Annotated in this window: 26 protein-coding genes; 19 read left to right on the top strand and 7 right to left on the bottom strand. The window is 56.2% G+C overall.

Going from position 1 to position 25,675, the window contains the following annotated elements:
• Positions 1–4 precede the first annotated feature (4 nt).
• The 14 genes from ACR8BF_RS11900 to ACR8BF_RS11835 all read left to right on the top strand — a co-directional run bounded on the left by ACR8BF_RS11900 (position 5) and on the right by ACR8BF_RS11835 (position 11,863).
• Positions 5–568, top strand: coding sequence for a hypothetical protein (locus tag ACR8BF_RS11900; protein ID WP_434745001.1), 564 nt, complete (start codon positions 5–7; stop codon positions 566–568).
• Positions 565–1,884: an AMP-binding protein gene (locus ACR8BF_RS11895; RefSeq protein WP_434745940.1), complete on the top strand. Its 1,320-nt coding sequence runs from the start codon at positions 565–567 to the stop codon at positions 1,882–1,884. Before ACR8BF_RS11900 ends, ACR8BF_RS11895 begins: the two co-directional genes overlap by 4 nt.
• Positions 1,871–2,218 carry a 3-hydroxyacyl-ACP dehydratase FabZ family protein gene (locus ACR8BF_RS11890; protein ID WP_434745000.1) on the top strand — a complete coding sequence of 116 codons (348 nt, stop codon included), beginning with the start codon at positions 1,871–1,873 and terminating at the stop codon, positions 2,216–2,218. The genes ACR8BF_RS11895 and ACR8BF_RS11890 overlap by 14 nt, the downstream gene beginning before the upstream one ends.
• The gene (locus tag ACR8BF_RS11885; protein ID WP_434744999.1) at positions 2,212–3,921 is read left to right on the top strand and encodes a glycosyltransferase family 2 protein; all 1,710 of its coding nucleotides are present in this window, start codon (positions 2,212–2,214) and stop codon (positions 3,919–3,921) included. Before ACR8BF_RS11890 ends, ACR8BF_RS11885 begins: the two co-directional genes overlap by 7 nt.
• The gene (locus ACR8BF_RS11880; RefSeq protein WP_098050988.1) at positions 3,914–4,327 is read left to right on the top strand and encodes an acyl-CoA thioesterase; all 414 of its coding nucleotides are present in this window, start codon (positions 3,914–3,916) and stop codon (positions 4,325–4,327) included. The genes ACR8BF_RS11885 and ACR8BF_RS11880 overlap by 8 nt, the downstream gene beginning before the upstream one ends.
• A complete protein-coding gene (locus tag ACR8BF_RS11875; RefSeq protein WP_179896110.1) occupies positions 4,321–4,929 on the top strand; it encodes a LolA family protein in 609 nt (202 codons plus the stop codon). The genes ACR8BF_RS11880 and ACR8BF_RS11875 overlap by 7 nt, the downstream gene beginning before the upstream one ends.
• Complete coding sequence (locus ACR8BF_RS11870) at positions 4,916–7,222, top strand: MMPL family transporter (protein ID WP_434744998.1); 2,307 nt, start codon at positions 4,916–4,918, stop codon at positions 7,220–7,222. Before ACR8BF_RS11875 ends, ACR8BF_RS11870 begins: the two co-directional genes overlap by 14 nt.
• Complete coding sequence (locus ACR8BF_RS11865; protein WP_434744997.1) at positions 7,219–7,791, top strand: DUF3261 domain-containing protein; 573 nt, start codon at positions 7,219–7,221, stop codon at positions 7,789–7,791. Before ACR8BF_RS11870 ends, ACR8BF_RS11865 begins: the two co-directional genes overlap by 4 nt.
• Positions 7,788–8,948, top strand: a complete 1,161-nt coding sequence (locus ACR8BF_RS11860; RefSeq protein WP_434744996.1) for a beta-ketoacyl-[acyl-carrier-protein] synthase family protein — start codon at positions 7,788–7,790, stop codon at positions 8,946–8,948. The genes ACR8BF_RS11865 and ACR8BF_RS11860 overlap by 4 nt, the downstream gene beginning before the upstream one ends.
• Positions 8,938–9,414, top strand: a complete 477-nt coding sequence (locus ACR8BF_RS11855) for an ApeP family dehydratase (protein ID WP_179896106.1) — start codon at positions 8,938–8,940, stop codon at positions 9,412–9,414. The genes ACR8BF_RS11860 and ACR8BF_RS11855 overlap by 11 nt, the downstream gene beginning before the upstream one ends.
• Positions 9,411–10,142, top strand: coding sequence for a 3-ketoacyl-ACP reductase FabG2 (locus ACR8BF_RS11850; protein ID WP_434744995.1), 732 nt, complete (start codon positions 9,411–9,413; stop codon positions 10,140–10,142). Before ACR8BF_RS11855 ends, ACR8BF_RS11850 begins: the two co-directional genes overlap by 4 nt.
• Positions 10,139–11,374, top strand: coding sequence for a beta-ketoacyl-ACP synthase (locus tag ACR8BF_RS11845; RefSeq protein ID WP_292990863.1), 1,236 nt, complete (start codon positions 10,139–10,141; stop codon positions 11,372–11,374). Before ACR8BF_RS11850 ends, ACR8BF_RS11845 begins: the two co-directional genes overlap by 4 nt.
• 132 nt (positions 11,375–11,506) lie before the next feature.
• Positions 11,507–11,650: a hypothetical protein gene (locus tag ACR8BF_RS11840; RefSeq protein ID WP_179896103.1), complete on the top strand. Its 144-nt coding sequence runs from the start codon at positions 11,507–11,509 to the stop codon at positions 11,648–11,650.
• 39 nt (positions 11,651–11,689) lie between these two features.
• Positions 11,690–11,863 carry a hypothetical protein gene (locus ACR8BF_RS11835; RefSeq protein ID WP_179896102.1) on the top strand — a complete coding sequence of 58 codons (174 nt, stop codon included), beginning with the start codon at positions 11,690–11,692 and terminating at the stop codon, positions 11,861–11,863.
• Here ACR8BF_RS11835 and ACR8BF_RS11830 read toward each other — a convergent pair whose 3' ends face one another.
• Positions 11,864–13,021, bottom strand: a complete 1,158-nt coding sequence (locus ACR8BF_RS11830; RefSeq protein ID WP_434744994.1) for a beta-glucosidase — start codon at positions 13,019–13,021, stop codon at positions 11,864–11,866.
• Between the two features lie 155 nt (positions 13,022–13,176).
• On the opposite strand from ACR8BF_RS11830, the gene ACR8BF_RS11825 reads away from it, so the two are divergent.
• On the top strand, positions 13,177–14,637 hold the full coding sequence (locus ACR8BF_RS11825) for a phospholipase D family protein (RefSeq protein ID WP_434744993.1): 1,461 nt from the start codon (positions 13,177–13,179) through the stop codon (positions 14,635–14,637).
• A 168-nt stretch (positions 14,638–14,805) separates the two neighbouring features.
• On the opposite strand, the gene mdoC is transcribed toward ACR8BF_RS11825, so the two are convergent.
• Positions 14,806–15,948 carry a glucans biosynthesis protein MdoC gene (mdoC, locus tag ACR8BF_RS11820; RefSeq protein ID WP_179896099.1) on the bottom strand — a complete coding sequence of 381 codons (1,143 nt, stop codon included), beginning with the start codon at positions 15,946–15,948 and terminating at the stop codon, positions 14,806–14,808.
• A gap of 268 nt (positions 15,949–16,216) precedes the next feature.
• Between mdoC and ACR8BF_RS11815 the strand changes: the two genes are divergently transcribed.
• The 3 genes from ACR8BF_RS11815 to ACR8BF_RS11805 all read left to right on the top strand — a co-directional run bounded on the left by ACR8BF_RS11815 (position 16,217) and on the right by ACR8BF_RS11805 (position 20,667).
• The gene (locus ACR8BF_RS11815; RefSeq protein ID WP_179897116.1) at positions 16,217–17,752 is read left to right on the top strand and encodes a glucan biosynthesis protein G; all 1,536 of its coding nucleotides are present in this window, start codon (positions 16,217–16,219) and stop codon (positions 17,750–17,752) included.
• The gene (gene mdoH / locus ACR8BF_RS11810; RefSeq protein WP_434744992.1) at positions 17,745–20,297 is read left to right on the top strand and encodes a glucans biosynthesis glucosyltransferase MdoH; all 2,553 of its coding nucleotides are present in this window, start codon (positions 17,745–17,747) and stop codon (positions 20,295–20,297) included. Before ACR8BF_RS11815 ends, mdoH begins: the two co-directional genes overlap by 8 nt.
• A gap of 130 nt (positions 20,298–20,427) precedes the next feature.
• Positions 20,428–20,667: a YceK/YidQ family lipoprotein gene (locus ACR8BF_RS11805; RefSeq protein WP_313701785.1), complete on the top strand. Its 240-nt coding sequence runs from the start codon at positions 20,428–20,430 to the stop codon at positions 20,665–20,667.
• Here the strand turns inward: ACR8BF_RS11805 and ACR8BF_RS11800 are convergent.
• From ACR8BF_RS11800 to ACR8BF_RS11790, 3 genes are all read right to left on the bottom strand, one after another.
• Entirely contained in the window at positions 20,658–21,059 is a 402-nt protein-coding gene (locus ACR8BF_RS11800; protein WP_179896096.1) for a MysB family protein, read from the bottom strand. The genes ACR8BF_RS11805 and ACR8BF_RS11800 overlap by 10 nt on opposite strands.
• A 131-nt stretch (positions 21,060–21,190) precedes the next feature.
• Positions 21,191–21,457, bottom strand: coding sequence for a hypothetical protein (locus ACR8BF_RS11795; protein WP_255434135.1), 267 nt, complete (start codon positions 21,455–21,457; stop codon positions 21,191–21,193).
• A gap of 536 nt (positions 21,458–21,993) precedes the next feature.
• Complete coding sequence (locus tag ACR8BF_RS11790) at positions 21,994–22,917, bottom strand: Kdo(2)-lipid IV(A) acyltransferase (protein WP_179896095.1); 924 nt, start codon at positions 22,915–22,917, stop codon at positions 21,994–21,996.
• Between the two features lie 243 nt (positions 22,918–23,160).
• Between ACR8BF_RS11790 and ACR8BF_RS11785 the strand changes: the two genes are divergently transcribed.
• Positions 23,161–24,210 (top strand): rhodanese-related sulfurtransferase, encoded by a 1,050-nt coding sequence (locus ACR8BF_RS11785; RefSeq protein ID WP_434744991.1) that lies wholly within the window; start codon positions 23,161–23,163, stop codon positions 24,208–24,210.
• Between the two features lie 38 nt (positions 24,211–24,248).
• Here the strand turns inward: ACR8BF_RS11785 and ACR8BF_RS11780 are convergent, their stop codons facing one another.
• Entirely contained in the window at positions 24,249–24,824 is a 576-nt protein-coding gene (locus ACR8BF_RS11780; RefSeq protein WP_292990882.1) for a YceI family protein, read from the bottom strand.
• A 1-nt stretch (position 24,825) separates the two neighbouring features.
• Positions 24,826–25,401, bottom strand: coding sequence for a cytochrome b (locus tag ACR8BF_RS11775; RefSeq protein ID WP_314983544.1), 576 nt, complete (start codon positions 25,399–25,401; stop codon positions 24,826–24,828).
• Positions 25,402–25,675: the final 274 nt, after the last annotated feature.

Raw genomic sequence — 25,675 nt, 5'->3', positions numbered from 1 at the left:
TGTCGTGCCTGCTGCCACTCTTCGCCTGCTCAATCTGCTGACACTGCTGGTCTGGCCGCTGCTGGTCTGGCTGGCACTCACCCAGCCGCACTGGCAGGGACTCTTCTGGCTGCTGGCGCTGCTATTTGGCCTGCGCTGGCTGCAACTGCGTCGTCAGAAAAATGCCATGGGTGCGGTCATGGGCTGGCTGGCGCTGCTCGGCGCGCTGCTTTGTATCAGCAGCCAGCTGCTTCGCGCTCAGCATCTGCTGCTCTGGTATCCGGTGGCGGTCAATCTGGCGATGCTGCTGGTGTTTGGTGCCTCACTCTGGAGCGCGATGCCGCTGGTGGAACGTATCGCCCGACTACGTGAGCCGGAACTCCCTGCCGCCGCTGTGCCTTACACCCGACGCGTCACCCAGATCTGGTGCCTGTTTTTTATCGGCAACGGCAGCATGGCGCTCTATACCTGTCTGCATGGCGATCTGCGGCTCTGGACGCTATGGAACGGCGGCATCAGCTACCTGCTCATCGGCGTGCTGATGGGGGCAGAATGGTTGGTGCGCCAGCGCGTGAGGCGAAAAGCATGAGGGTCGCTGACTGGCTGGCGGGAGACGATCGCGAGGTCGCCTGGCGAGGCGATCAACCACTGATGCTCAGCGGGATGCATCGTCAGGTGCTGGCGCTCACGCATCGCTTAACCGCGCAGCCTGGCACACACTGGGCGCTCTGTTTTGATGACAGCTACCGTTTCTGTGTGGCGCTGCTGGCGTGCTGGTATGCCGGTAAAACGCCGGTGATGCCGGGTCACAGCCGCGCAGCTCTGCTGGATGAGATGCAGGAGCAACTGGATGGCGTGCTGTGCGACATGCCGCTGGGGGTCAGTCTGCCGCTGCTGATGTGTGACGACGCAGAAGCGCAGGGGCAGTTACCGCCGCTGCCGGAGAGTGCAGCGCTGGTGCTCTTTACCTCGGGATCGACGGGCGTGCCGCGTCAGGTGGTAAAGCCGCTGGCGGTGATGGAGCAGGAGACCCGCTGGCTCAGCACTCTGTGGGGTGAGTCGCTGCGGGGATGCCGGGTCATCGCCTCGGTCAGCCATCAGCATCTTTATGGTTTATCGTTTCGACTTTTCCTGCCGATGACGCTCGGGTTGCCGTTTTCCGCCCAGCCACTGTTTTACGGTGAACAACTGGCTCAGCTTCCGCGTGACTGTCACTATGCTTTTATCAGCAGCCCGGCCTTTTTATCGCGGCTGGACAGCACGCTTGATGCGCCCGCCTGTGAACTGATTGTCTCTGCCGGTGGCACACTGCGCGTGTCAGATGCAGAACAGGTCAGGCAGCGCTTTGGCTGTCAGGTCAGTGAAATTTATGGCAGTACCGAAACCGGCATTCTGGCCTGGCGTCGGTGCGATCGTCCCGACGCGCCGTGGCGCAGCTTCCCGGAAGTCAGGCTGGAGCAGGTGACGCCCGATCGCTGGCAGGTCTGGTCACCGCTGATTGGGGATAACAATGGCCTGACGCTGGACGATCGGCTGAATATGCAACCGGACGGCGGATTTCAGCTGGCAGGACGTCACGACCGCATCGTGAAAATCGGTGATAAGCGCATCTCATTAAGTGAGATTGAACGCCGTCTGACCGATCTGCCAGAAATTGAAGATGCCGTGGCGCTGATAGTCACGCGTCATGATCGTCAGGCGATTGGCGTCGTGCTATCACTGAACAGCACACTGGATGAGGCTGCTCTGCATCAGCGCAGGCAGCAGTGGAAACGCCAGCTACAGCGCTGGCTCGAACCGCTGGCGATGCCGCGCTACTGGCGGATTGTCGCCACTATTCCGGTCACCACTCAAAGTAAACGCGCCTGGCCGCTAATAGAGGAACTTTTTCATGTTGCCGATTGAACACAGCCGGGAACGGCAGGCTGACAGCGTGACGCTGATCCTGCAGGTTGAGGCCGGACTGTTCTGGTTCCAGGGGCACTTTCCGGCGCTGCCGATTCTGCCCGGAGTGGCGCAGCTCGACTGGGTGATGCACTACGGAGTGTCACTGCTCGCGCCCGGTAAACAGTTTGTCGCCATTGAAAACATCAAATTTCAGCAGCCGGTGTTACCCGACTCACTAATACAATTACATATTGACTGGGACGCTGAAAAATCGCGTCTGAATTTCCGCTATAGCCTGCTGAGTGACGACGGCGAGCAGAATGCCAGCAGCGGGAAGATCACGCTGTGTTAAATGCTGCGTTCTCACCCTGCGTGGTGATCCCCTGCTACAACCACGGCGCGATGATGGCGTCGGTGCTGGCGCGGCTGGCACCCTTTAACCTGCCAGTGATCGTGGTGGATGACGGCAGTGATGCGGCGACTCAGCTTCAGCTGGCGACGTTACATGCCCCGCAGCTCAGCCTGCTGCGTCTCGACAGTAATCAGGGTAAAGGTGCGGCGGTGATCCACGGTTTGCGGGCCGCTGCGGCACGCGGCTTTACCCATGCGGTGCAGCTCGACGCGGACGGCCAGCATCAGGCAGAGGATCTGCCGCTGATGCTGGCGGAAGCGGAGCGCTATCCCGATGCGCTGATCTCCGGCCAGCCGCTGTATGACGACTCAATCCCCAAATCACGTCTTTATGGTCGCTACATCACCCACTTCTGGGTCTGGATCGAAACGCTGTCGCTGTCGATCCGCGACAGCATGTGTGGTTTCCGCGTCTATCCGCTGGCTGCGACGCTGGCACTATGCGATCGCCGGGCTATCGGCCAGCGCATGGATTTCGACACTGAAATTATGGTGCGGCTTTACTGGCAGGGAATGCGCAGTCGCTTTATCCCGACCCGTGTCACCTATCCGGCCAGCGGGTTGTCGCACTTTGATGCGCTCTACGACAACCTGCGCATCTCCTGGATGCATACCCGGCTGTTCTTCGGCATGCTGCCGCGCATCCCGCGTCTGCTGGCAATGCGTAAATCGCCAGCGCACTGGTCTGTGGAATCGGAGCGGCGCGGACAGTGGGGATTACGTTTTATGCTGGCAGTCTATCGCTATGGCGGGCGGCTGCCCTTTACACTGCTGCTCTGGCCGGTCGTCGCGGTCTACTGGCTGAGCGGTCAGCGCGCGCGAAGCGCTTCCCGGCAATGGCTGGCGCAGGTCACCGCTGCCGCAAAGCAGCGGCAGGTTGTGTTACCGCCACGGCTTAACAGCTACCGCCATTTTCTGCGCTTCGCCGGGGCGATGCTGGATAAAGTCGCCAGCTGGCGCGGGGATTTGCAGTGGGGGCGGGATATTGATTTCGCGCCGGGCGCAGAAGCGATCATCCGCGCACCCACACCCCAGGGCAAGCTGATCCTCGCTTCCCATCTGGGTGACATTGAAGCCTGTCGCGCAATGGCACAGCAGGTCAGCGGACTGGTGATTAACGCGCTGGTGTTTACCGACAACGCCCGACGTTTTCGGACAGTACTGGAAACCATCGCCCCGCAGGCGGGAGTGAATCTGATGCCGGTCAGCGATATCGGGCCGGAGACGGCGATCCTGCTGCAACAGAAGCTGGATGCGGGGGAATGGGTGGCGATTGTCGGGGATCGTACCGCGGTGAATCCACAACGCGGCGGCGAGCGTCGGGTTATCTGGAGCGATTTTCTGGGCCGGGCCGCACCGTTTCCGCAGGGGCCATTTGTGCTGGCGGCCGCGTTGCGCTGTCCGGTGCTGCTGATGTTCGCGCTGCAGCAACGGGGTAAACTGCGTATCCACTGTGAGCCGTTTGCCGATCCGCTGCTACTGCCACGGGCGCAACGTCAGCAGGCGCTGCAACAGGCGGTCGATCACTATGCGGAGCGGCTGGCCCACTACGCACTGCTGGCTCCGCTGGACTGGTTCAACTTTTTCGATTTCTGGACGCTGCCTGATCAACAGGCGCACCACAAGGAGTCTGACCATGACTGAACATCATGCTGAGGTCGTGCTGACCGTCTCATTCCACGACTGCGATCCCATGGGCGTAGTCTGGCACGGTAATTATTTCCGCTTTTTCGAAGTCGCGCGTGAAGCCCTGCTGCGCAGCATTAACTACAGTTATGCCGAGATGGCCGCCAGCGGCTACGTCTGGCCGGTGGTCGACACCCGGGTCAAATACCGTCAGCCACTGCGCTGCGAAGAGACGATCCGCGTCAGCGCACGGATTACTGAATATGAGAACCGCCTGCGCATCGACTATGAAGTACGAAATGCGGCTGATCAGATCACCACCAAAGCGCATACGCTGCAGGTGGCCGTTGAGCAGGAGAGTCAGGCACTGTGCTTTGTTTCGCCCGACATTTTACTGGAACGCTTAGGAGTGAAAGGATGCTGAAAATAGTGCTTACCGGCCTGCTGCTGTGGGCGAGTGCCGCCAGCGCGGTCACGCTGGATCAGTTGCAGCAGCGTTTTGCCAGCCAGCCTGTGATCCGGGCAGACTTTACTCAGACGCGCACCATTTCTGGTATGCATCAGCCGCTGGTGTCGCACGGGCAGATGCTGATCGCCCGCGAGCAGGGGTTATGGTGGCATCAGCAGACGCCATTTGTGATGACGCTATTGCTGGATGATAAGCGCATGGTGCAGAGCCTCAACGGGCAGAAGCCTCAGGTGATCACCGCCGACAGCAATCCGCAGATGTTCCAGTTCAACCACTTGTTGCGGGCGCTGTTCCAGGCCGATCAGAAAGTATTGAACGAAAACTTTAGCGTGGCCTTCAGCGATCGCGGCAACGGCGCCTGGACGCTGGATCTGACGCCCAAAGCCGCGCCGCTCAACAAAATTTTCAACCGTATCTCGCTGGCGGGTAGCGCCTTTCTGGATAGCATCAACCTGGACGATAAGCAGGGCGATAAGACCCAGATTCAGCTCAGCAACACCCGTACTGAACCGCCGCAGTTAAGCGATGAGGAGCAGGCGCGTTTTGCCGGGCCGTAACGATCGGCTGCTGGCTATTCTGTGGCTGGCCCTCTGTCTGTTGCTGGCGGCAGCGCTCGCCTTTCTACTGCCGCGCAGCCAGCTTAACAGCAGCGTGCTGGCACTGCTGCCGCAGCAGAATCTGGGCGCGGCGCCGCCTGCGCTGCAGCAGGGCTTCATGCAGCGGCTGGATCGCCAGATGGTGTGGCTGGTTTCACCCGGTGAGCAGGACGATCCGCAGGTCGCGGCCTGGTGGCTGGCTCAACTGCGCGCGCTGCCGGAACTGAAACAGGTGCAGGGCGCTCTTGATGCGCAACAGCAGCAACAGTGGGGCCGCTTTGCCTGGCAACATCGTAACGGCCTGATTGATGACGCGACGCGCAGCCGGTTGCAGAATGGCGGTGGGGCGCAGGCCGACTGGCTGCTGGCACAGCTCTTTTCAGCCTTCTCGGGCGTCAGCAGCAAAGAGTTGCAGGGCGATCCTTTGATGCTGGTGCGCGGTTCACAGCTGGCGCTGGCCCAGAACGCCGGGCGCATGACGCTGCATGATGGCTGGCTGACGGTAAAAGATGAGCAGGGTAAACAGTGGTATTTTCTGCATGGCGAACTGGCGAATAACGCCTTTAGTATGCAGCAAAGTCATGCACTGGTGACCCGGCTCGGTGCGCTGGAACAACAGCTTAAAGGCCACTGGCCACAGGCGAAACTCCTGACGCGAGGCACAGTCCTGTTCAGCGACAACGCCAGCCAGCGCGCGCAGCATGATGTTAAAACGCTGGGCAGTATGACGCTGGGGGGCGTCGTCCTGCTGGTACTTCTGGTCTTTCGTTCACTGCGTCCGCTCTTGCTGACGGTGACCTCTGTGGCAATCGGCGCGATGGCGGGCACGGTGATGACGCTGCTTTGCTTCGGCGAATTGCATCTGATGACGCTGGTGATGAGCCTGAGTATTGTTGGCATCTCGGCGGATTACACGCTCTATTACCTCACCGAGCGTATGGTTCACGGCGATCAGCAAACCCCGTGGCAGAGCCTGCGAAAAGTTCGTGGCACGCTGCTGCTGGCGCTCGCGACCACGGCCATTGCCTGGCTGCTGATGCTGCTGGCGCCGTTTCCGGGGCTGCGTCAGCTGGCGGTGTTTGCCGCCAGCGGCTTAACCGCCTCCTGCCTGACGGTGATTCTGATCACGCCGTGGCTGGTACGCGGATTACCGGTGCGACCGGTGCCGCTGATGGTGCCACTGGCGCGCTGGCTTGCTGCCTGGCGCCGTCAGCGCGCGCTGCGCGTTGGATTACCCATCGCGATGGCGATTTTTGCCCTGACCGGTATTGCCCAGCTGAAGATAGATGATGATATCGCGCATCTGCAAAGTGCGCCTGCGCAGCTGCTGGAACAGGATCGCCAGCTCGCGACGCTGACCGGCCAGCGTGCCGATCAGACCTGGTTTGTTGTCTGGGGCGATGACGCGCAGCAGACACTGCAGCGGCTGGAAAAACTGGCACCGGATCTGCACCATGCGCAACAGCAGGGCTGGCTGCAGCGCTATCGTCTGTTGCCTCTTCAGTCGCTGGCTCAGCAACAGCAGGATCTCCAGCTGTTGAAGCAGGCTGCCCCGACGATTAGGGCGCGACTGCAGCAGGCGGGAATTGCGCTTGCCGCGCCGGATCTGACCCCGATGCCGGTGACGCCGGATGACTGGCTGGCGAGTCCGCTGAGTGAAGGCTGGCGTCTGCTGTGGCTGACGCTGCCGGATGGGCAGAGCGGCGTTTTGATCCCCACCAGCGGCGTAAAAGACAGTGCCGCGCTCGCGGCGCTGGCTAAGCAGCATCCGGGCGTCAGCTGGATTGACCGTAAATCCCGTTACGATTCGCTGTTCAGTTTCTGGCGCACCCTTCTCGGCGGTTTACTGACACTGGCGCTGCTGCTGATTACCCTGAGTTTTGTGCTGCGGCTGGGGTTAAAGGCGGGTTTACGCAGCGCGCTGCCGTCAGTTCTGTCGCTGGCGATGGCGCTGGCAACGCTGGGCTGGATCGGCGCGTCTCTGAACCTGTTTGCGCTGCTGGCGCTGATTCTGGTGCTGGGCATCGGCATCAACTACACGCTATTTTTCAGCAACCCACAGGGTACGCCATTGACCTCGTTGCTGGCGGTCTCGCTGGCGATGATCACCACCTTACTGACGCTGGGGATGCTGGTATTTAGCAGCACCAGCGCGATTGCCAGTTTTGGCACCGTATTATGCAGCGGCATCTTCAGCGCTTTCCTGCTGTCACCGCTGGCGATGCGACCCACCCGATCAAGGAGTAAACGATGATCCGCGCTGCCTTAATTCTGCTCACAGCTCTGCTGCTCAGCGCCTGTGCCGGTCATGCACCTGACAGCAGCCATCCTGCTGCCTGGCTGAAACCGGGCGTGAAGGTGACGCTGCCGCCACCTGGCATTCGTCCCGCCTTCCAGCAGCAGCAGTTGCTGACCGGGCAGGTAAAAGGCCAGAGTCAGTCACTGCTGGTGCTGCTCAGTGCCGATGAACAGCAGATTGATCTGGCGGGGCTCTCCTCGGTGGGTATCCGCCTGTTCAGCCTGCGCTACGATGCCCGCGGGATTCACACCCAGCAGTTGATGCCACTGCCGCAGATGCCCCCCGCCAGTCAGGTGCTGGCGGACATCATGCTCAGCTACTGGCCGCTGGATGTGTGGCAAAAGCAGCTACCGCCGGGCTGGACGCTGCAGGATCAGGGGTTAAAGCGACGGCTACTTGATGCCGATAAGCAGCTGGTGACCGAAATTGATTATCTGCAACGTGGTAATCAGCGACAGCCGATCAGCATTCAGCAGCATGCCTTTGGCTATCAGATCCGCATTCAACATCTGGACGCCTCATGATTTACATCTCTGCCATCGGCATGCTGAATGCCCTGGGTAATAACAGTCAGCAGATTGCAGACAGCCTGAAAAAGGGTGAGGCACCCGGTATGCAGCTGCGCCATGGCTGGCTGAGCGGTGATCGCGCCTGCTGGCTGGGCAGGGTTGAGGCTGAACTGCCGGCGATTCCTGCTGCGCTGAGCGCGCACAATACCCGCAATAACCAACTGCTGCTGGCCGCGCTGGTGCAGATTCGTCCGGCACTTGATGCGGCGATTGCCCGTTATGGTGCCAGCAGAGTGGCGATTGTGCTGGGCACCAGTACCTCGGGCGTGGATGAGGGCGATCAGCAGATTTGTGGCAATCAGCCCGATTATCACTACCAGATGCAGGAGTTGGGCGATCCATCACGTTTCCTGGCTCACTATCTGCAGCTGGATGGTCCGGCCTATACCATTTCTACCGCCTGCTCCTCCAGCGCCCGCGCCATAATCAGCGGTGAGCGACTGATTGCGGCGGGGCTGGCGGATGTCGCACTGGTGGGCGGTGCGGACTCCCTGAGCCGGATGCCCATTAACGGCTTCGACAGCCTGGAATCGCTTTCTGAACGTCGCTGCGCCCCGTTTAGCCGCGATCGTGACGGTATCTCAATTGGTGAAGGCGCGGCGCTGATGGTGCTTACGCGCGAACCGCAGCCGCTGGCGCTGCTGGGCGCAGGCGAATCATCTGATGCCTGGCACATGTCAGCTCCCCATCCGCAGGGTGAGGGCGCTGAACGTGCGATGCGCATGGCGCTGCAGCAGGCGAATCTGTTGCCGCAGCAGGTCGGATATATCAATCTCCACGGCACAGCGACGCCGCTGAACGACCAGATGGAAGCCGCTGTCATTGAGCGCCTGTTTGACAATGCGGTTCCGTGCAGCTCGACCAAACACCTGACCGGCCATACGCTCGGCGCGGCAGGGGTGTGCGAGGCCGCGCTCAGCGCGCTAATCCTGCTACACAATCTGCCGCTGCCCGCGCAGGATTTCAGTGAGACGGAGCAGGATGGCACGCTGCCGGATTGCGGATTGCTGTTACAGCCGCAGGCGCTGCAGCGGCCGGTCATCGCCTCGAATTCATTCGCCTTTGGCGGCAATAACACCTGTCTGATTCTGGGACGCCTTGATGGACATTAATTCTCCCGCGGCACACTGGCTGCCGCACGCTGCGCCGATGCTGCTGCTTGATCAGTTGATCGCCGTTGATGAAGACCAGGTTCACTGTCAGGTGTCGACCTGTGCCGGTGGCGTACTGGCTCCGTTTCTTACATCACAGGGCGAAGTGCCTGCCTGGTTTGGCGTCGAGATGATGGCGCAGACCGTGGGCGTCTGGTCGGGCTGGCATGCAAAGCAGGGCGGCGCCACCCTAATCCCGCCCGGTATGCTGCTGGGCGGACGCGGCTGGCGAGCTGAGCGGCCGTGCTTTCCGGCCAATGTCACACTGGATATCCGGATGACGCTGCTGATGCGGGATGACCGCATGGGCAGCTTTGAGGGCGACATTCGTTATGGCACACAACGGCTTGCCAGCGGTCGTCTGAACACGTATCAACCCAATGAAGCAGAGTTACAGCAATTAATGTCACAAGGAAATCAGCCATGACAGATTCGGTATTAGTGACGGGCGCCAGCAAAGGCATCGGCCGCGCGATTGCGCTGCGTCTCGCCCAGGATGGCTATCAGGTTATCGTTCATTTTAACCGCGACCGTGCAGGCGCTGAGCAGTGCCTGCAGCAGATCGAATCCGCAGGCGGCACGGGCCGTGTGCTGGGATTTGATGTAGCTGACCGGGTGGCAACCCGCGCCGCGCTGGAAGCGGACATTGAGCAACACGGCGCCTATTATGGCCTGGTGAGTAATGCCGGTATCACCCGTGATGCGGCGTTTCCCGCCCTGACGGATGAGGAGTGGGACAGCGTGATCCACACCAATCTCGACAGCTTTTACAATGTGATCCAGCCCTGCGTGATGCCGATGATCGGCCTGCGGCGCGGTGGCCGTATTATTACGCTCTCATCGGTTTCCGGAATAATGGGTAATCGCGGTCAGGTCAACTACAGCGCGGCGAAAGCGGGCATTATCGGGGCCACGAAAGCACTGGCGATTGAACTGGCTAAACGCAAAATCACCGTTAACTGCATCGCGCCGGGTCTGATCGATACCGGCATGGAGGGAATGGAACCTCAGGTGATTGAGGAAGCAATGAAGATCGTGCCGATGAAGCGCATGGGCGCGGCTGAAGAAGTTGCCGGGCTGGCGAGCTATCTGATGTCCGATATCGCCGGTTACGTGACGCGTCAGGTGATTTCGATTAATGGAGGCATGCTGTGATCCAGCGGGTAGTCGTAACCGGTATGGGCGGTGTCACCGCTTTTGGTGAGTCCTGGGCGGAGGTGTCGGCGCGGATCCGTGCAGGCCGCAATGCAGTGCGTTTTATGCCCGAATGGCAGATCTACGACGGGCTGCATACCCTGCTCGGCGCACCCGTGGATAACTTTGAACTGCCTGCGCACTATACACGCAAGCGTATCCGCGCCATGGGCCGCGTTTCGCTGCTGGCGACGCGTGCAACCGAGCTGGCGCTGACCCAGGCGGGCCTGATTGACCATCCGGTGCTGACCAGCGGGGAAACGGGCATCGCCTACGGTTCGTCGACCGGCAGCACCGGGCCGGTCAGCGAGTTCGCCACCATGCTGACGGAAAAGCACACTAACAATATTACTGGCACCACTTACGTGCAGATGATGCCGCATACGACGGCCGTCAATGCCGGGCTGTTTTTCGGCCTGCGCGGCCGGGTGATCCCGACCTCCAGCGCCTGTACGTCCGGCAGCCAGGCGATTGGCTATGCCTGGGAAGCGATTCGTCACGGTTATCAGACGGTGATGGTTGCTGGTGGTGCGGAGGAGCTTTGTCCGTCGGAAGCGGCAGTGTTCGACACCCTGTTTGCCACCAGCCAGCGTAATGACGCACCGCACACCACGCCTGCACCCTTTGATCAGCAGCGCGATGGCCTGGTGATTGGCGAAGGCGCCGGCACGTTGATCCTGGAGTCGCTGGACCATGCCCTGGCGCGCGGCGCCACGATTTACGCGGAGCTCACCGGTTTCCATACCAACTGCGATGCCGCGCATATCACGCAGCCGCAGCGGGAAACCATGCAGATCTGCATCGAGCGGGCGTTGCTAAGCGCGGGTATTACGGCCGCAGACGTTGGTTATGTGAATGCGCACGGCACCGCCACGGAACGGGGTGACATGGCCGAAAGTCTGGCAACGGCGGCGGTGTTTGGCGAAACAACGCCGATCTCCTCGCTGAAGTCCTATTTTGGCCATACGCTGGGGGCCTGTGGAGCACTGGAAGCCTGGATGAGTATTGAGATGATGCGGGAAGGGTGGTTTGCGCCAACCCTTAACCTGACACAACCCGCCGACGACGGTGGTCAGCTGGATTACATCATGGGTGAGCCGCGAAAGCTGGAGACCGACTATATCCAGAGCAACAACTTTGCCTTCGGTGGGATAAACACCTCACTGATCTTCAGGCGCTGGCGCGGCGTCTGACATCATGCCCGTGCTGCGCAGGCATGGGCCAGTTTATTTTTCGGACGAAAGAACCGGACGATAAACAGCCTTTCATTTACACTGTCATTCACCGCATCACACCCGGCGGCCCCTATTTTTTACAGGATAGTTATGTCTTTGCCCTCGCCACCCGACGATCACGATGAGCCGATTCGCCAGTCACTTGACGATGCGCACTTTGCGATAGTGGTACTTGTGGTGACCTCAGTAACGCTTATAATCTTTGTCCTGATGATTACGCTCTGGATGAGCTGACACGCACAGGGATTCAACGGATTGAATAAGGAGAAGGCGATGGACTCCGGAGATGACAAGTTAATCGCAATTATCGGTTTGCTGGCCGCCTGTCTGATCGGGGTCACCTTCCTGTTTACCATGGTGTGGCTGACCGATGTTCGTCATCCTGCCGAGCCTTCTCTCGACGTTCGCTCCTGTTACCCGAAAAAGCCCCCCTCTCAACACGTCTGATCACGCGTTGCGTGTGGCGAACTTAATCTGCTGACTGCGCAACACCAGCGCCAGTGACTCATGCAGGTTACGGTTGCCATTGGGGTCGGCCAATCCCAGTAGCGGACCCGGTGAACGCCTGTCATCCGCCCAGGCGGGATACTCCACCACCGGATAGAGCGAAATGCCCTCTATCGCAATACCCTGATCCAGCGCCACTGCCACGTTTTCACCGATCTCCTGCAGCCAGGGCGCGCGCGCGTCGCCCTCTGCGCCGGTTTCGGCAATCAGCATCGGCCGCTGGTAGCGCTGCCAGCACTGCGCCAGCAAAATGTGCAGCGGAACGCGCGCCGGATCGTCAAGGGACATCGGTTGATCGGGGAAAAACCAGTGGTTGTCGGGATAGTAGTTCAGGCCGAGGATATCCAGGCAATCTTCACTGCCGCCTAACTCTTTATCGACACGACCGGCAAGCATATCCCAGGCCTCGAACTGCGCCTGATGCTGCGCATCGGCATAGGGTTTGCTGTCCGGGTTATCGGGATGATGCGCAATCTGTACCAGCGGGTCGGTCAGGACAAAGCGCGCCTCCGGATAAACGTCACGAATGGCATGAATCGCCGCCAGCGAGGCACGGACCAGCTGGCGCTTCAGCTCTTTACCGCGATTCGCAGCGTGGGGATTGAACCAGGCGACATCCGCGCCGGCCCATGACCAGAAAGAGATTTGATTCACCGGCGTGAAGAAGGGGCGTTCAATGCCCTCATCGCGCATCAGTTGTGCCATAGCACGGGCGAAACGACTAAAATGTTCAACAAATTCGGCTTTCCAGATATTAAGATGATCAGGATAACCAAAGTGCGCCAGCTCCCAGATGATCTCAATCTCCTGACGTCGCGCGGCTTCTACCATCGGCAGAAAGCTTTGCCAGTCATACTGGCCGGGGATCTTTTCAATCAGATGCCAGCGGGCACCGTCGCGGGCGGTAAGCAGGTGCTGCTCAGCCAGCGCGGCATAATCTTTTTCCAGTAGCATGTCGTGTCCACTGCTGAAGACCATATCGAGCCGTTTACCCGGTGTACGGCAGGCGGTGGAGCAGGGGAAACTGCCCTGGAAAAAGCTGCGAAACAGGCTGGGATGGTAGCGCTGGCGGGTATCTGTAGGGGGTTGATGAGACATATTCCTCTCCTGCCGGGCTAATGCCGGTCACAGATCGTCCGGTTAAGTCTAGACTAAAAAACGCCCGTGACCGTTCACTCAATCGGAACAGTGGTATGGCGCCTGAGGTCGGGCCGGGGAATAATAAAAATAACTGCATTTTACAGGGAATTGTCATGACCGAAGCGTTTGAGCTCTCCCCGTCACTGGAACGGTCCAGCTGGCTGGAAACCCAGCTGGAGCCAGAGTGTCTGCATCATCCCGGGCTGAGCGGTGTTCATCAGCTAAGCGACGGGCTGGATGCCTTTGCTGCCCGCTATCTGCTGATACAAAAAGCAGAGCGTTCACTCGATATTCAGTACTACATCTGGCAAAACGATCTCTCTGGCCGGTTGCTGTTTAGCGCCGTACTGGAGGCGGCCCGTCGCGGCGTGAAGGTGCGGTTGCTGCTGGATGACAATAATACACCGGGTCTGGACGATACGCTGGCCCAGCTCAACCGCCATCCCAACATCGAGGTACGGCTGTTTAATCCGTTTTCGTTTCGCACTCTGCGCGCGTTGGGGTATCTCACCGATTTTGCCCGTCTGAACCGTCGCATGCATAACAAGAGCTTTACGGTGGATGGTGTCACAACCGTGGTAGGGGGACGCAATATCGGCGACGAATATTTCGGAACCGGCAATGAACCGCTGTTTGCCGATCTCGACGTAATGGCGGTTGGTCCGGTGGTGAAAGAGGTCGCAGAGGATTTTGAGCGCTACTGGCGGAGCAAGCCAGTATCAAAGCTGCAGCAGGTACTGGATGAAGATGAACCAGAAGAGGATAGCGTGAGTCTGCCGCCTGAATGGCGTCACAGTGAGCCGGTGCAGCGTTACCTTCAGCGGCTGGAAAATTCCTCACTGCTGCAGGAGCTGGAAGAGGGCACGCTGGACCTGACCTGGGCAAAAGCGCGGCTGCTGAGCGACGATCCGCGTAAAGGGCTGGGTAAAGCGCGTGCCAAAAGCCTGCTGCCACAACGGATGCTGGAAGTGATTGGCACCCCGCAGGAGCAGTTCGATATTATCTCTGCCTACTTTGTGCCGACGCGTGCAGGCGTGGCTCAATTGCTTGCGCTGAAGCGCAAAGGGGTAAAAATTGCCATTCTGACCAACTCGCTGGCGGCCAACGATGTGTCGATCGTGCATGCCGGTTACGCCAAGTGGCGCAAAAAACTGCTACGTCATGGCATCGCCCTCTATGAACTGAAACCGCAGACAGGCGTGCCTGATGCCCCGCACGACCGGGGATTAACCGGTAACTCCGGCTCCAGCCTGCATGCCAAAACCTTCTCGGTGGATCAACAGACGCTGTTTATCGGCTCATTTAACTTCGATCCCCGTTCAGCGGTGCTGAATACCGAGATGGGGCTGGTCATTGAGAGTGCGGCACTTGCCGCAGAGACGCATCAGCGCTTCAGCCAGTCAATGCGTGATCGGGCCTGGACGTTACGGCTGGATAAGTGGGGAAGGGTAAACTGGCTGGAATATCCGGATGAGCCGCAGCAGATTGTGCATAAACACGAGCCGGGCTGCTCCTGGTGGCAGCGCCTGCAGGTAAGGCTGGTGTGGCGACTGCCGATTGAGTGGCTGCTGTAAGCTGGGCTGTTCAACGTAGTGGGCTCCAAAACCACAGATTGCTTATCACAGACAATTTCTGGACGTAAAGCGAAGGGTACCTGCTCCCTGAGCCTGCTCGCTGTACGCAAGGCGATGAGAGTTTGCTCCCATCGCCTTGTGTTTATTCGCTGTCTTCAGGCAATACCATCAATGCCCTTTTCCGGCCTGCCTGCGCTCAAACTTACCCGAGAACAGGAACCGCAGCAGCGGAATGCGCAGGTGAATCTCGTAAAGCAGAAACGCGATGCCAAACACCATCAGCAGGCCGACGAAGAAACCCAGCGTATTGTTTTCAATCCGTGGCGTGACATAAATGCCATACAGCAGCGTCAGCGGATGGTGCACCAGATAGATAAACAGTGACGCATTGACCAGATACATGATGCGCGGCGAATGCGCGTTCAGCAGTTTGTGACCAAAGCAGAAGCAAACGTTCAGCATGCAGAGGCCCATCAGCGTCGTGATGATCGCATCCAGCTCATACAACCAGCCATCGCCACTGCTCAGACGCTGATTAGTACAGTAGGCGACAAACATCACTACCGCGCCGATCCACATCACCGGATTAAACCGCACAAACAGCAGTTTCAGCGGCTGATGCTTCCACGCCAGGGCGCCCAGCATGAAGAACGGCAGATAAAAGAGCGTCTGCATTACAACGATGTTGAACAAGCCATCCATCAGCCAGTCAGGCTGGAAAATAAACACCAGACGGCGGAACACACACCACACCAGCGCCCACGCCAGCACGCCAGCAGCCAGTGCACTCCAGCCAACCCGCGTGTAATCAATGGTGCGATGCTGATCGCGCAACCAGCGGAATGTCACCATGCCCAGCGTGGTCAGCATCACCAGCACCACCAGGAACCACAGGTGCGAAATCAGCTCCCACATCAGATTATTAAACTTCTGATAGGGCGTGAAGCGGGGCCAGTCAGCCAGCTTATCTGTCCACTCTTTCAGCATGAAAAATTGCGGCAGCGTGAGCAGGGGAATGGCGGTGAGTAAGGGGATCCCCACGCGCTCCAGACGCACTTTCAGAAAGCGGCGTGGCTGATAGCGCAGATACAGCATGTAGGAGAAGTATCCGGAGATGACAAAAAACACCTGCATACGAAACGCATGAATAAAATCATTCAGCAGCGTCAGCCATAACGACGCCTCGTGACTATTGACAGCCCATTTCTGCGCGGAGTAGATGAGGGAAACGTGAAACGGCACCCCCAGTAACATCAGATACGCGCGGATGGAATCGAGGAAGTATTCACGTTCAGGTTTTACAGTACTCATAAAGTTCCAGTTCGTTAGTACGTTTGACCGGTTTCACCCTGAAACCGGATTATGCTCTGTGAAAATTCTACCTGGGATAAACCAGGTATACTATCAGTGGAATCCGTAGTGTCTAATTGTCCTAAAAGTAGCGTAAGGCCAGACGAAATGCGGGAACAATGTTGCGCATAAGCTGTCGGAAAACCGAATAATCCTTTAAGATAAACGGGTTTGATTTAAGCACACGAAAGGGGGGGATGTGCCGACTAAAGAAAAAAATAAAGCCGGACTGCTGAAGGTACGCTGGATTGGTACTGCAGTTCTGCTGGCGTTGTACGCCAATAACAGTTGGGCGTTTAACATCGATGATGTAGCCAAACAAGCCAAAGCGTTGGCAGGGAAAAGCTTCGAAGCGCCTAAAAGCAATTTACCCTCTCAATTTCGTGAAATGAAATTTGCTGATTATCAGCAGATCCAGTTTAACCACGATAAAGCGTATTGGGGCAAACTGCGCACGCCATTCAAGCTGGAGTTCTATCATCAGGGCATGTATTTCGATACCCCGGTGCAGATCAACGAAGTGACTGGCAGTGCAGTACGCGAGATTAAATACAACCCCGATTATTTTAATTTCGGTAATGTAAAACATGACGCGGAAGCGGTTAAAAACCTCGGATTTGCGGGTTTCAAAGTGCTTTACCCACTTAACAACAAGGGTAAAAACGATGAGATCGCCAGTTTCCTGGGCGCAAGCTATTTCCGTGTAATCGGTGGCGGTCAGGTTTATGGCCTGTCAGCGCGTGGACTGGCCATTGATACTGCTTTGCCGTCCGGTGAAGAGTTCCCGCGCTTCAAAGAGTTCTGGATTCAGCGTCCTAAACCTCAGGACAAACAGCTGGTGATCTACGCACTGCTTGATTCGCCGCGTGCGGCGGGTGCATATCGCTTCGTGCTGCATCCAGGTGAAGCGTCGACAGTTGATGTGCAGTCTAAAGTTTACCTGCGTGATAACGTCGGCAAACTGGGTATTGCACCGCTGACCAGTATGTTCCTGTTTGGTCAGAACCAGCCCTCGACGGTAAATAACTTCCGTCCGGCACTGCACGACTCTGACGGTCTCTCTATCCACAATGGTAACGGGGAGTGGATTTGGCGTCCGCTGAATAACCCGCGTCATCTGGCAGTGAGCACCTTTACCATTGAGAATCCAAAAGGTTTTGGTCTGCTGCAGCGTGGGCGTGACTTTGACAACTATCAGGATCTTGACGACCGCTACGATCTGCGTCCAAGCGGCTGGGTTGAACCCATTGGCGACTGGGGTAAAGGCCGGGTTGAACTGGTTGAAATCCCGACGGCAGATGAAACCAACGACAACATCGTTGCGTTCTGGACGCCAGAGACGCTGCCAGAGCCTGGCAAAGAGATGAACTTCAAATATCGTCTGCACTTCTCGCGTGACGAAAATCAGCTGCACTCCGATGATACCGCCTGGGTCAAAAATACCCTGCGTTCAGCGGGTGACGTGAAGCAGTCTAATCTGGTGCGTCAGCCGGATGGCACCGTGGCTTTCACCATCGACTTCGTGGGTAAAGACATGAGCAAGATGGCGGAAAACAGTCAGGTGGCACCTCAGGTCAGCGTGGGTAAAAATGCTGATGTGGTTGAGCAGAGCGTACGTTATAACCCGGTCACCAAAGGCTGGCGTCTGGTGTTGCGTCTGCGTGTGAAAGATGCCAAGCAGTCCACTGAAATGCGTGCGGCCTTGGTTAGCGGCGACAAGACATTGACGGAAACCTGGAGCTATCAGTTACCTGCCAATGAATAAATCGACTTTTACACCTCAACGTTATGTGGAATCTCTGCCGCTGGATGCGGCAGGGAAGGCACGCCTGAGCACCTCATTGCAGAATGCCGGCGAGTTCCACTTCATCCATGATGCGCTGGGCAGGGATGTCGCAGCCAGTGATCGTCCCGATGATGCGCCGTTAAAATCGGTCTCATCGCGGGTTGAAATGGCCTGGCCCGATTCGCTGGCCGACGGTCAGCAGTTGGGTAAAGATTATCTTGACCGCACCACGCTGAAAGCGATGCCGAAGGTCAAACGCTCACTGATGTTCCCGGAAGCGTGGCGTACCAACCCGGTTGCCCGTGCCTGGGACTCACTGCGTGGACACAAAACGATTCCGCGTTATACCAACGCGGAAGAGCGGCGTGCCGAGGAGAAGTGGCGTCATGTCGGTTCAATTCGCCGCTACATTCTGCTGATCCTGACCATTTTCCAGACTGTGGTCGCTACCTGGTACATGAAGAGCATTCTGCCTTATCAGGGCTGGACGCTTCTGGACCCGATGGAGATGATCAATCAGAACTGGCAGCAGTCGGTGATGCAGATTCTGCCTTATCTGTTGCAGACGGGTATTCTGTTCCTGTTCGCCATACTCTTCTGCTGGGTCTCTGCCGGCTTCTGGACGGCCCTGATGGGCTTCCTGCAACTGCTGATTGGACGTGACAAATACAGTATCTCTTACTCAACCGTGGGAGATGAGCCGCTTAACCCGGCACATCGTACTGCGCTGATTATGCCGATCTGTAATGAAGACGTTGAGCGTGTTTACGCCGGTCTGCGTGCGACATGGGAATCCGTGGTTCGCACAGGTAACGCTGAACACTTTGACGTTTACATCCTCAGCGACAGTTACGATGCGGATATCGCCATTGCCGAGCAGAAAGCCTGGATGGAACTGGTGCGGGATGTCGGTGGGGCAGGCAAGATTTTCTATCGCCGTCGTCGCCGTCGTGTGAAGCGTAAAAGCGGCAACATCGATGACTTCTGTCGTCGCTGGGGCAGCAACTATAGCTACATGGTCGTGCTGGATGCCGATAGCGTCATGAGCGGGGAGTGTCTCACCGGTCTGGTGCGCATGATGGATGCTAACCCGAATGCCGGGATCATCCAGTCGTCGCCGAAAGCATCGGGTATGGATACGCTCTATGCGCGCTGTCAGCAATTTGCGACCCGCGTCTACGGCCCGCTGTTTACAGCCGGCCTGCACTTCTGGCAGTTGGGCGAGTCTCACTACTGGGGACATAACGCGATTATCCGTGTGAAACCCTTTATCGAGCACTGTGCGCTGGCACCGTTACCGGGCGAAGGCTCCTTTGCCGGTTCAATCATGTCGCATGACTTCGTAGAAGCTGCGTTGATGCGTCGTGCTGGCTGGGGCGTCTGGATTGCTTATGACCTGCCGGGTTCCTATGAAGAGCTGCCACCAAACCTGCTGGATGAGCTGAAGCGTGACCGTCGCTGGTGTCACGGTAACCTGATGAACTTCCGCCTGTTCCTGGTAAAAGGAATGCATCCGGTTCACCGTGCGGTGTTCCTGACTGGTGTTATGTCTTATCTGTCGGCTCCACTGTGGTTTATGTTCCTGGCCCTTTCCACTGCCTTACAGGTGGTGCATACGCTAATGGAACCGACCTACTTCCTGCAACCAAGGCAGCTGTTCCCGGTCTGGCCGCAGTGGCGTCCGGAGCTGGCGATCGCGCTGTTCTCGACCACCATGGTGCTGCTGTTCCTGCCGAAGATGCTGAGTGTCGTGTTGATCTGGTTTAAAGGATCGAAGGCTTACGGGGGTCCTTTGCGCCTGCTGGCCTCACTGGTTCTGGAAACGCTGTTCTCGGTGCTGCTGGCACCGGTGCGTATGCTGTTCCATACGGTGTTCGTCGTCAGCGCCTTCCTCGGATGGGAAGTGGTGTGGAACTCACCGCAGCGTGATGACGATGCCACTCCGTGGGGCGAGGCGTTTAAACGTCACGGTTCGCAGATGGCATTAGGTCTGGTGTGGGCGACAGGAATGGGACTGCTGGATCTTAACTTCCTGTGGTGGCTGGCTCCGATCGTCTTCTCACTGATCCTGTCGCCGTTCGTTTCGGTGATGTCGAGCCGCTCAACACTGGGTATTAAGAGCAAGAAAGCCAAACTGTTCCTGATCCCGGAAGAGTACTCGCCGCCGCAGGAGCTGGTGGATACCGATCGCTATGTGCTGCTGAACCGTGAACGTGCGCTGGAAAATGGCTTTATGCATGCCCTGTTCCATCCTGCCTTTAACGCGCTTGCAACCGCACTGGCGACATCGCGTCACAGGCAAAGTCAGCTACTGGACTATGCACGTGACCGCCGCGTGGACCAGGCGCTGAGTGATTCGCCGGATAAACTGGGCCGCGAACAGCGTCTGCAGTTGATCAGCGATCCGGTGGTGCTGGCCCGTGTTCATACCCGACTCTGGGCAAATGCGGACAAGTATCATCAGTGGGTAGAGAGTTATCAGAAACTTAACCTCAACCCCAACGCGCTGGCAAAAAACGCGTAATCTGAAAAAGCGGCAGCGATGCCGCTTTTTTTATGGGATTAAAACAGCGATTCGCTGATAAATTGTTAGCTGGCAGTCACCGCGGGCAGCGCGTGACGTTCTTAACGGCTGTTCATGGCGGGTATCAGTGGTGAAAGCGTTTTTAAAGGCGGGTGTTGTCACAACAGCAGTGCTCTGTTTAAGCGGATGCGGCAGTATCATCAGTCGGACCTTCCCCGGGCAGGGGCACGGTAACCAGTATTACCCGGGCGTACAGTGGGATGTACGCGACAGCGGGTGGCGGGTCTTAACGATCCTCGATTTGCCGCTGTCGCTGGTGGTTGACACCCTGTTATTACCGGTGGATGCCAGTCACGGTCCTTACGAGTAACTGCGATCGGAGTCGCTGTTATCATCTTCCCACTCTTGCGCTGCGGCCTCACCTTCTTCGGTGTCCAGCGGCGGCTCAAGCTGGAACTCGCCGTCATCCCACTCATGCAGAGTGTTTTCCGCTAACCACTCCTGACGCAGTTCAACTTCGTCGAAATCAGCATCAAAAATGGCCTGTGCGGCTTCACCGCTGCGGAACGGCAGACACTCGCCCGCTTCACCTTCATCGGCCATGAACTCAGCCTGCCACATAATATCGCCATCCTGCATCACATACTTCTGCAGGCCAAACTGGCTGATCGATGCTTCGTCTTCATCTACCTCAGGGTGATTAGCCAGATACTCTTCACGTGCAGCATCAATCGCTTCCTCTAACGTACTGTACATGCTCATCGATCTTCTCCTTACCGGGTTCATTAACTGCAAATTCATTGGATTTCAGTGAAGGATAGACGAAATTCAGGGGAGGGGAAGGGCGTGCCAGTGTAACTGGCGGGAAATAAACCATTTCCCGCCAGTCAGGGTCAGATCATCTTTTGCGGGAAGTGCAGCACGGGTTGCACAGAGTCATGAATCACGGGGGCTGAGTAGCGGATACAGCATTTTATACAGGGTTTAACTTTCTTAAAATTAATTCTGGCGATAGAGAGAGCCTGACTCAGGTTATATAAAGTGCCGATGAATATGACCTCTTCTTTGTCAGGCATACGTTTGCACCCCTTACGATGAAGAAAATGATAATTGTCCTGATCGGTACCAATAGTGACGTAATAGTAGAGACCTTTGTTCATATTAATTGTCCCATTAGAGGTTTGCTGTGTTGTCTTTTTATAATTTTGGTCGGAGCCGTTAGACGTCTGACTGTCATGGGAGAAATTACCGATAAGCGTAAATGACTTCAAATGCCATAACGGTCTATTGGGTTGTTAAAAAGATGTAAATTGGAATATAAGCCAAATCCGCAAGGCAATAGCTTGTAATCTAAGTTAATTTTAATCGATTCATAAGCGGTAAGACACCATTAAGACTGGCTAAATAGGATTAGGCCTGGCTTAAAGAATAATCAGCGCCATCACTTATTTAAGAGAACACACTGCACTATTAATTAATAAAAACAGAAACAGGCTGAATAGCGCTTTGTGACCTTTAAATTGATTAGCGGAGTTAATTTTAAATAGAGAGGCGTTATATTATTATTTCAGGAGTTCATTAATTACTGGACCTGCGGTTTTGCTTAAAGGATAACGTAGCGATGAGCGACGTATTTATTTAGCAGGAAATGCCGTAAAACGCACTAAATGCCTGACCGACATTTAGCGCGAACACATTAGTAGCGGGACGGTTCGCCCTCGGGGCGGGTTTTGAAGCGGCGGTGAAGCCACATGTACTGTTCAGGTGCCAGCAGCACACCCTCTTCAACCACCTGATTCATTCTGGCTGCGGTGGCGACATCACTTTCCAGCGTAAATTCGCCGCTGATGTCGGGCAGTATCATCAGTTCATAACCCCGACCGCCAGGCAGACGACGCGGCACGAAAGGAATGACAGCCGGTTTACCGGTGCGGATCAGCAGATGAGTTCCCACCGTAGTTGCTGCTTTTTGCATGGCAAAGAAGGGCACAAAGACGCTGCTGCGCGGACCATAATCGTGATCGGGTGCATACCAGATAATGTCACCCTGCTTCAGCGCCCGGATCATGCCTTTAAGATCTTTACGGTCCAGCATGCTTTTGTTGGATCGCATCCGGCCTTTAACCTGCAGCCAGTCGATCAGTTTATTGTCATTAGGACGATAGACACCAATGCCTGGGTTATGGATACCAAACATGCGCGCACCAATTTCCAGTGTCAGGAAGTGCATGCCGATGAGCAGCACGCCACGCTGACTGTCCCGCGCCTGCTGAATATGTTCCAGCCCGGAAGGCTTATGCCATTTATTGATGCGCCAGTCAGGCCAGAACCACGCCATACCGGTCTCAATCAATCCCATGCCAACCGATTCGAAATTGTGTTTAACCATCGCTTCGCGTTCATTTACTGGCATATCCGGGAAACTTAATTCCAGATTACGCCGCGCAACACTGACGCGGTGCTTCATAAAGCGCATCCCAATTCGACCAATATTGCAGCCGAGAACATAGAGCAGGGGGTAGGGAAGTAGCACCAAAAGATAAAGAAAAGCGACACCCAGCCAGGTCAGCCAATAGCGCGGGTGAAGCAGTTCTCGTGAAAACTGAGGCAACTGGGTCATGTGAAAGTAATTTTTCCTGCGTCGCGCACCGTGCGGTGCTGATATCTCATTGTATTGCCCCATTGTGCCAGTTTTTACCGTACGTATAAATATTACTAACAGAGCATGCTGCTGTTAACGCAACAGATAGCGCCGGAAAAAACAGCAGTTAATGTTCAATTCTGACACTGGTCTTTGCATCCCGGTGAAATCAGGTATCATGTGCCCGCTAAATTTCTCCTATTGATAACAGGAAAGAACACCATGCCAGTGTTACATAACCTCGTTTCCAATAAAGAGCTGAAGGCGCGCATGCTGGCTGAAACTGAGCCGCGCACCACTGTCTCTTTTTATAAATATTTCCAGATTGCCGATCCCAAAGCATTCCGTGACGCGCTTTACCTTGGCCTGACGGCACTTAAGGTGTTTGGCCGCGTCTATGTGGCGCACGAAGGTATCAATGCGCAGATTAGCGTGCCAGCCAGCCAGTATGAAACGATGAAAGCGTGGCTGTATGGCTTTGATTCGGCGCTGAACAACCTGCGAATGAATATTGCGCTGGATGATGATGGAAAATCGTTCTGGGTATTGCGTCTGAAAGTGCGCGACCGCATTGTGGCGGACGGCATTGAAGACAACAGTTTTGATGCCAGCGATGTAGGCCAGTATCTGAAAGCGGCAGAAGTTAACGCCATGCTGGACGATCCTGATGCCCTGTTTGTGGATATGCGCAACCACTATGAATATGAAGTGGGTCGCTTTGATAATGCGCTGGAAGTGCCTGCTGACACCTTCCGTGATCAACTGCCAATGGCGGTTGATATGCTGCAGGACAAGAAAGATAAAAAGATCGTGATGTACTGCACCGGCGGGATTCGCTGTGAAAAAGCCAGCGCCTGGATGCGGCATAATGGCTTTGAGGATGTCTATCACATCGAAGGCGGCATCATCGAATATGCCCGACGCGCGCGTGAGCAGGGATTACCGGTACGCTTTAAAGGCAAAAACTTTGTGTTTGATGAGCGGATGGGTGAAAGGATTTCTGACGACGTACTGTCGAACTGTCATCAGTGCGGTGAACCCTGTGATACCCACGTCAATTGCGTCAATGACGGCTGCCATTTGCTGTTTATTCAGTGCAAAAGCTGCGCAGAGAAGTTTGAAAACTGCTGCAGCCCGATTTGTCAGGAAGAGGCAAAACTCTCTCCGGAAGAGCAACGTGCTCGCCGGGTGGGACGTGAGAATGGCAACAAGATCTTTAACAAGTCGCGTGGCCTGTTAAACATGACCATTCCCTCGCCAGTCAGGAAATAAGCGTGGCCGCCTGAAGTCAGCTTCAGGCGGCGTGTTTTTTACTGACGCACACCTTCAACCGAGATCATCAGCTGCACCTTCTGCGAAGCGGGCCCCAGATCTTTAGTGATGTTGAAGTCTTTCAGTGCAATTTCCCCTTCGGCTTCAAAGCCAGCGCGGTAGCCGCCCCACGGATCTTTACCTTCACCCAGCATTTTCGCCTCCAGCGTCACCGGTCTGGTCACGCCATTCAGCGTAAGGTCGCCAGTAATCTTCAGCTCATTACCCTCTTTTTTTACCTCTTTGGATTTGAACGTGGCCTGCGGGTTTTTGCTGGTATTCAGGAAATCAGCGCTGCGCAGGTGCTTGTCACGTTCCGCGTGATTGGTATCGACGCTACTGGTGTTAATGGTGACGTCGACTTTATCTGCCGCAGGGTTCTTCTCATCAAAGGTGAAGCTGCCATCGAAATCTTTAAAGGTGCCGTAAAGCCAGCTGTAACCCAGATGCTGAATACGGAACTGAATAAAGGCATGCTGGCCCTCTTTATCGATTTTGTAGTCTGCAGCATTGGCGGTCATCGAACCGAGCAGCAGGCTGGCAGCGCTCATCGCCAGCAGCGTCTTCTTAAACATATTATTTATCCTTTTCAGAGGGAGAAGAGATGCGTAAACCTGACATCCGTTTTAGGGTGCTATCACGATCGATAAAATGATGTTTTACCGCAGCCAGACCATGCAGCACTGACAGGACCACAACCGTCCAGGCCAGCCAGAGGTGAATGTTGCCTGCAAGGTCAGCCTGCTCGCCTGCGCCGCTAAACAGCGCGGGCAGGGTAAACCAGTTAAATACCGGGATTGGTTTGCCATCGGCGGTGGAGATTAAATAGCCACTGATCAGAATGGCCAGCAGCAGGGTGTACAGCAGCAGGTGGGCCATTACTGAACTGATGCGTACCAGTGGGGAATAACTGCTGAGCGATTTGGGTGGCGGTGAAATAACACGCCACACCAGACGAACAATCAGCGTCAGCAGCAGAATCACGCCTATGCTTTTATGAATCTCCGGCGCGTCGTGATACCAGCTATCGTAGTAGCTCAGTCCCACCATCCATAATCCCAGCGCAAACATGGCATAGATTGCCAGCGCCATTGACCAGTGCAGCAACACGGCAACCAGTCCAAACTGATAAGGTGAATTGCGTAATAACATAATGGGTTTTTCATTAAGAAATAATCTGAAATAAGCATCCACATTATGAAATATAAAAGCAATCGTCCTTACGCTTCTATAAATTTCTGTTACTGATGTGAAAAGGTTGAATAAAAATGACCAGAGATACGCAATATTATTGAATAAGTTTTTTTGACGGGAGGATGGTCAACGCAAAAAGGCGGGAATTAACGATAAGGGCGAAATAACGCAGGACTGTTATGTCAGCAATCTTCAGTTTCCGTCAATTAGTGTCATTCGGGTGGCAGCAGCC

This window comes from Candidatus Pantoea rara, assembly GCF_051136265.1.
Taxonomy (GTDB): Bacteria; Pseudomonadota; Gammaproteobacteria; order Enterobacterales; family Enterobacteriaceae; genus Pantoea; species Pantoea rara.
This window is presented reverse-complemented; position numbering and strand designations above follow the sequence as displayed.

Bases quoted from the DNA above. Each gene is read 5' to 3' on its own strand.
- ACR8BF_RS11790 (WP_179896095.1), bottom strand. From the start codon at position 22,917: ATGACCCAGTTGCCTCAGTTTTCACGAGAACTGCTTCACCCGCGCTAT.
- ACR8BF_RS11865 (WP_434744997.1), top strand. From the start codon at position 7,219: ATGATCCGCGCTGCCTTAATTCTGCTCACAGCTCTGCTGCTCAGCGCC.
- ACR8BF_RS11775 (WP_314983544.1), bottom strand. From the start codon at position 25,401: ATGTTATTACGCAATTCACCTTATCAGTTTGGACTGGTTGCCGTGTTG.
- ACR8BF_RS11880 (WP_098050988.1), top strand. From the start codon at position 3,914: ATGACTGAACATCATGCTGAGGTCGTGCTGACCGTCTCATTCCACGAC.
- ACR8BF_RS11890 (WP_434745000.1), top strand. From the start codon at position 1,871: ATGTTGCCGATTGAACACAGCCGGGAACGGCAGGCTGACAGCGTGACG.
- ACR8BF_RS11795 (WP_255434135.1), bottom strand. From the start codon at position 21,457: ATGAACAAAGGTCTCTACTATTACGTCACTATTGGTACCGATCAGGAC.
- ACR8BF_RS11780 (WP_292990882.1), bottom strand. From the start codon at position 24,824: ATGTTTAAGAAGACGCTGCTGGCGATGAGCGCTGCCAGCCTGCTGCTC.
- ACR8BF_RS11875 (WP_179896110.1), top strand. From the start codon at position 4,321: ATGCTGAAAATAGTGCTTACCGGCCTGCTGCTGTGGGCGAGTGCCGCC.
- ACR8BF_RS11785 (WP_434744991.1), top strand. From the start codon at position 23,161: ATGCCAGTGTTACATAACCTCGTTTCCAATAAAGAGCTGAAGGCGCGC.
- ACR8BF_RS11825 (WP_434744993.1), top strand. From the start codon at position 13,177: ATGACCGAAGCGTTTGAGCTCTCCCCGTCACTGGAACGGTCCAGCTGG.
- ACR8BF_RS11850 (WP_434744995.1), top strand. From the start codon at position 9,411: ATGACAGATTCGGTATTAGTGACGGGCGCCAGCAAAGGCATCGGCCGC.
- ACR8BF_RS11830 (WP_434744994.1), bottom strand. From the start codon at position 13,021: ATGTCTCATCAACCCCCTACAGATACCCGCCAGCGCTACCATCCCAGC.
- ACR8BF_RS11860 (WP_434744996.1), top strand. From the start codon at position 7,788: ATGATTTACATCTCTGCCATCGGCATGCTGAATGCCCTGGGTAATAAC.
- ACR8BF_RS11895 (WP_434745940.1), top strand. From the start codon at position 565: ATGAGGGTCGCTGACTGGCTGGCGGGAGACGATCGCGAGGTCGCCTGG.
- ACR8BF_RS11840 (WP_179896103.1), top strand. From the start codon at position 11,507: ATGTCTTTGCCCTCGCCACCCGACGATCACGATGAGCCGATTCGCCAG.
- ACR8BF_RS11855 (WP_179896106.1), top strand. From the start codon at position 8,938: ATGGACATTAATTCTCCCGCGGCACACTGGCTGCCGCACGCTGCGCCG.
- mdoC (WP_179896099.1), bottom strand. From the start codon at position 15,948: ATGAGTACTGTAAAACCTGAACGTGAATACTTCCTCGATTCCATCCGC.
- ACR8BF_RS11835 (WP_179896102.1), top strand. From the start codon at position 11,690: ATGGACTCCGGAGATGACAAGTTAATCGCAATTATCGGTTTGCTGGCC.
- ACR8BF_RS11800 (WP_179896096.1), bottom strand. From the start codon at position 21,059: ATGAGCATGTACAGTACGTTAGAGGAAGCGATTGATGCTGCACGTGAA.
- mdoH (WP_434744992.1), top strand. From the start codon at position 17,745: ATGAATAAATCGACTTTTACACCTCAACGTTATGTGGAATCTCTGCCG.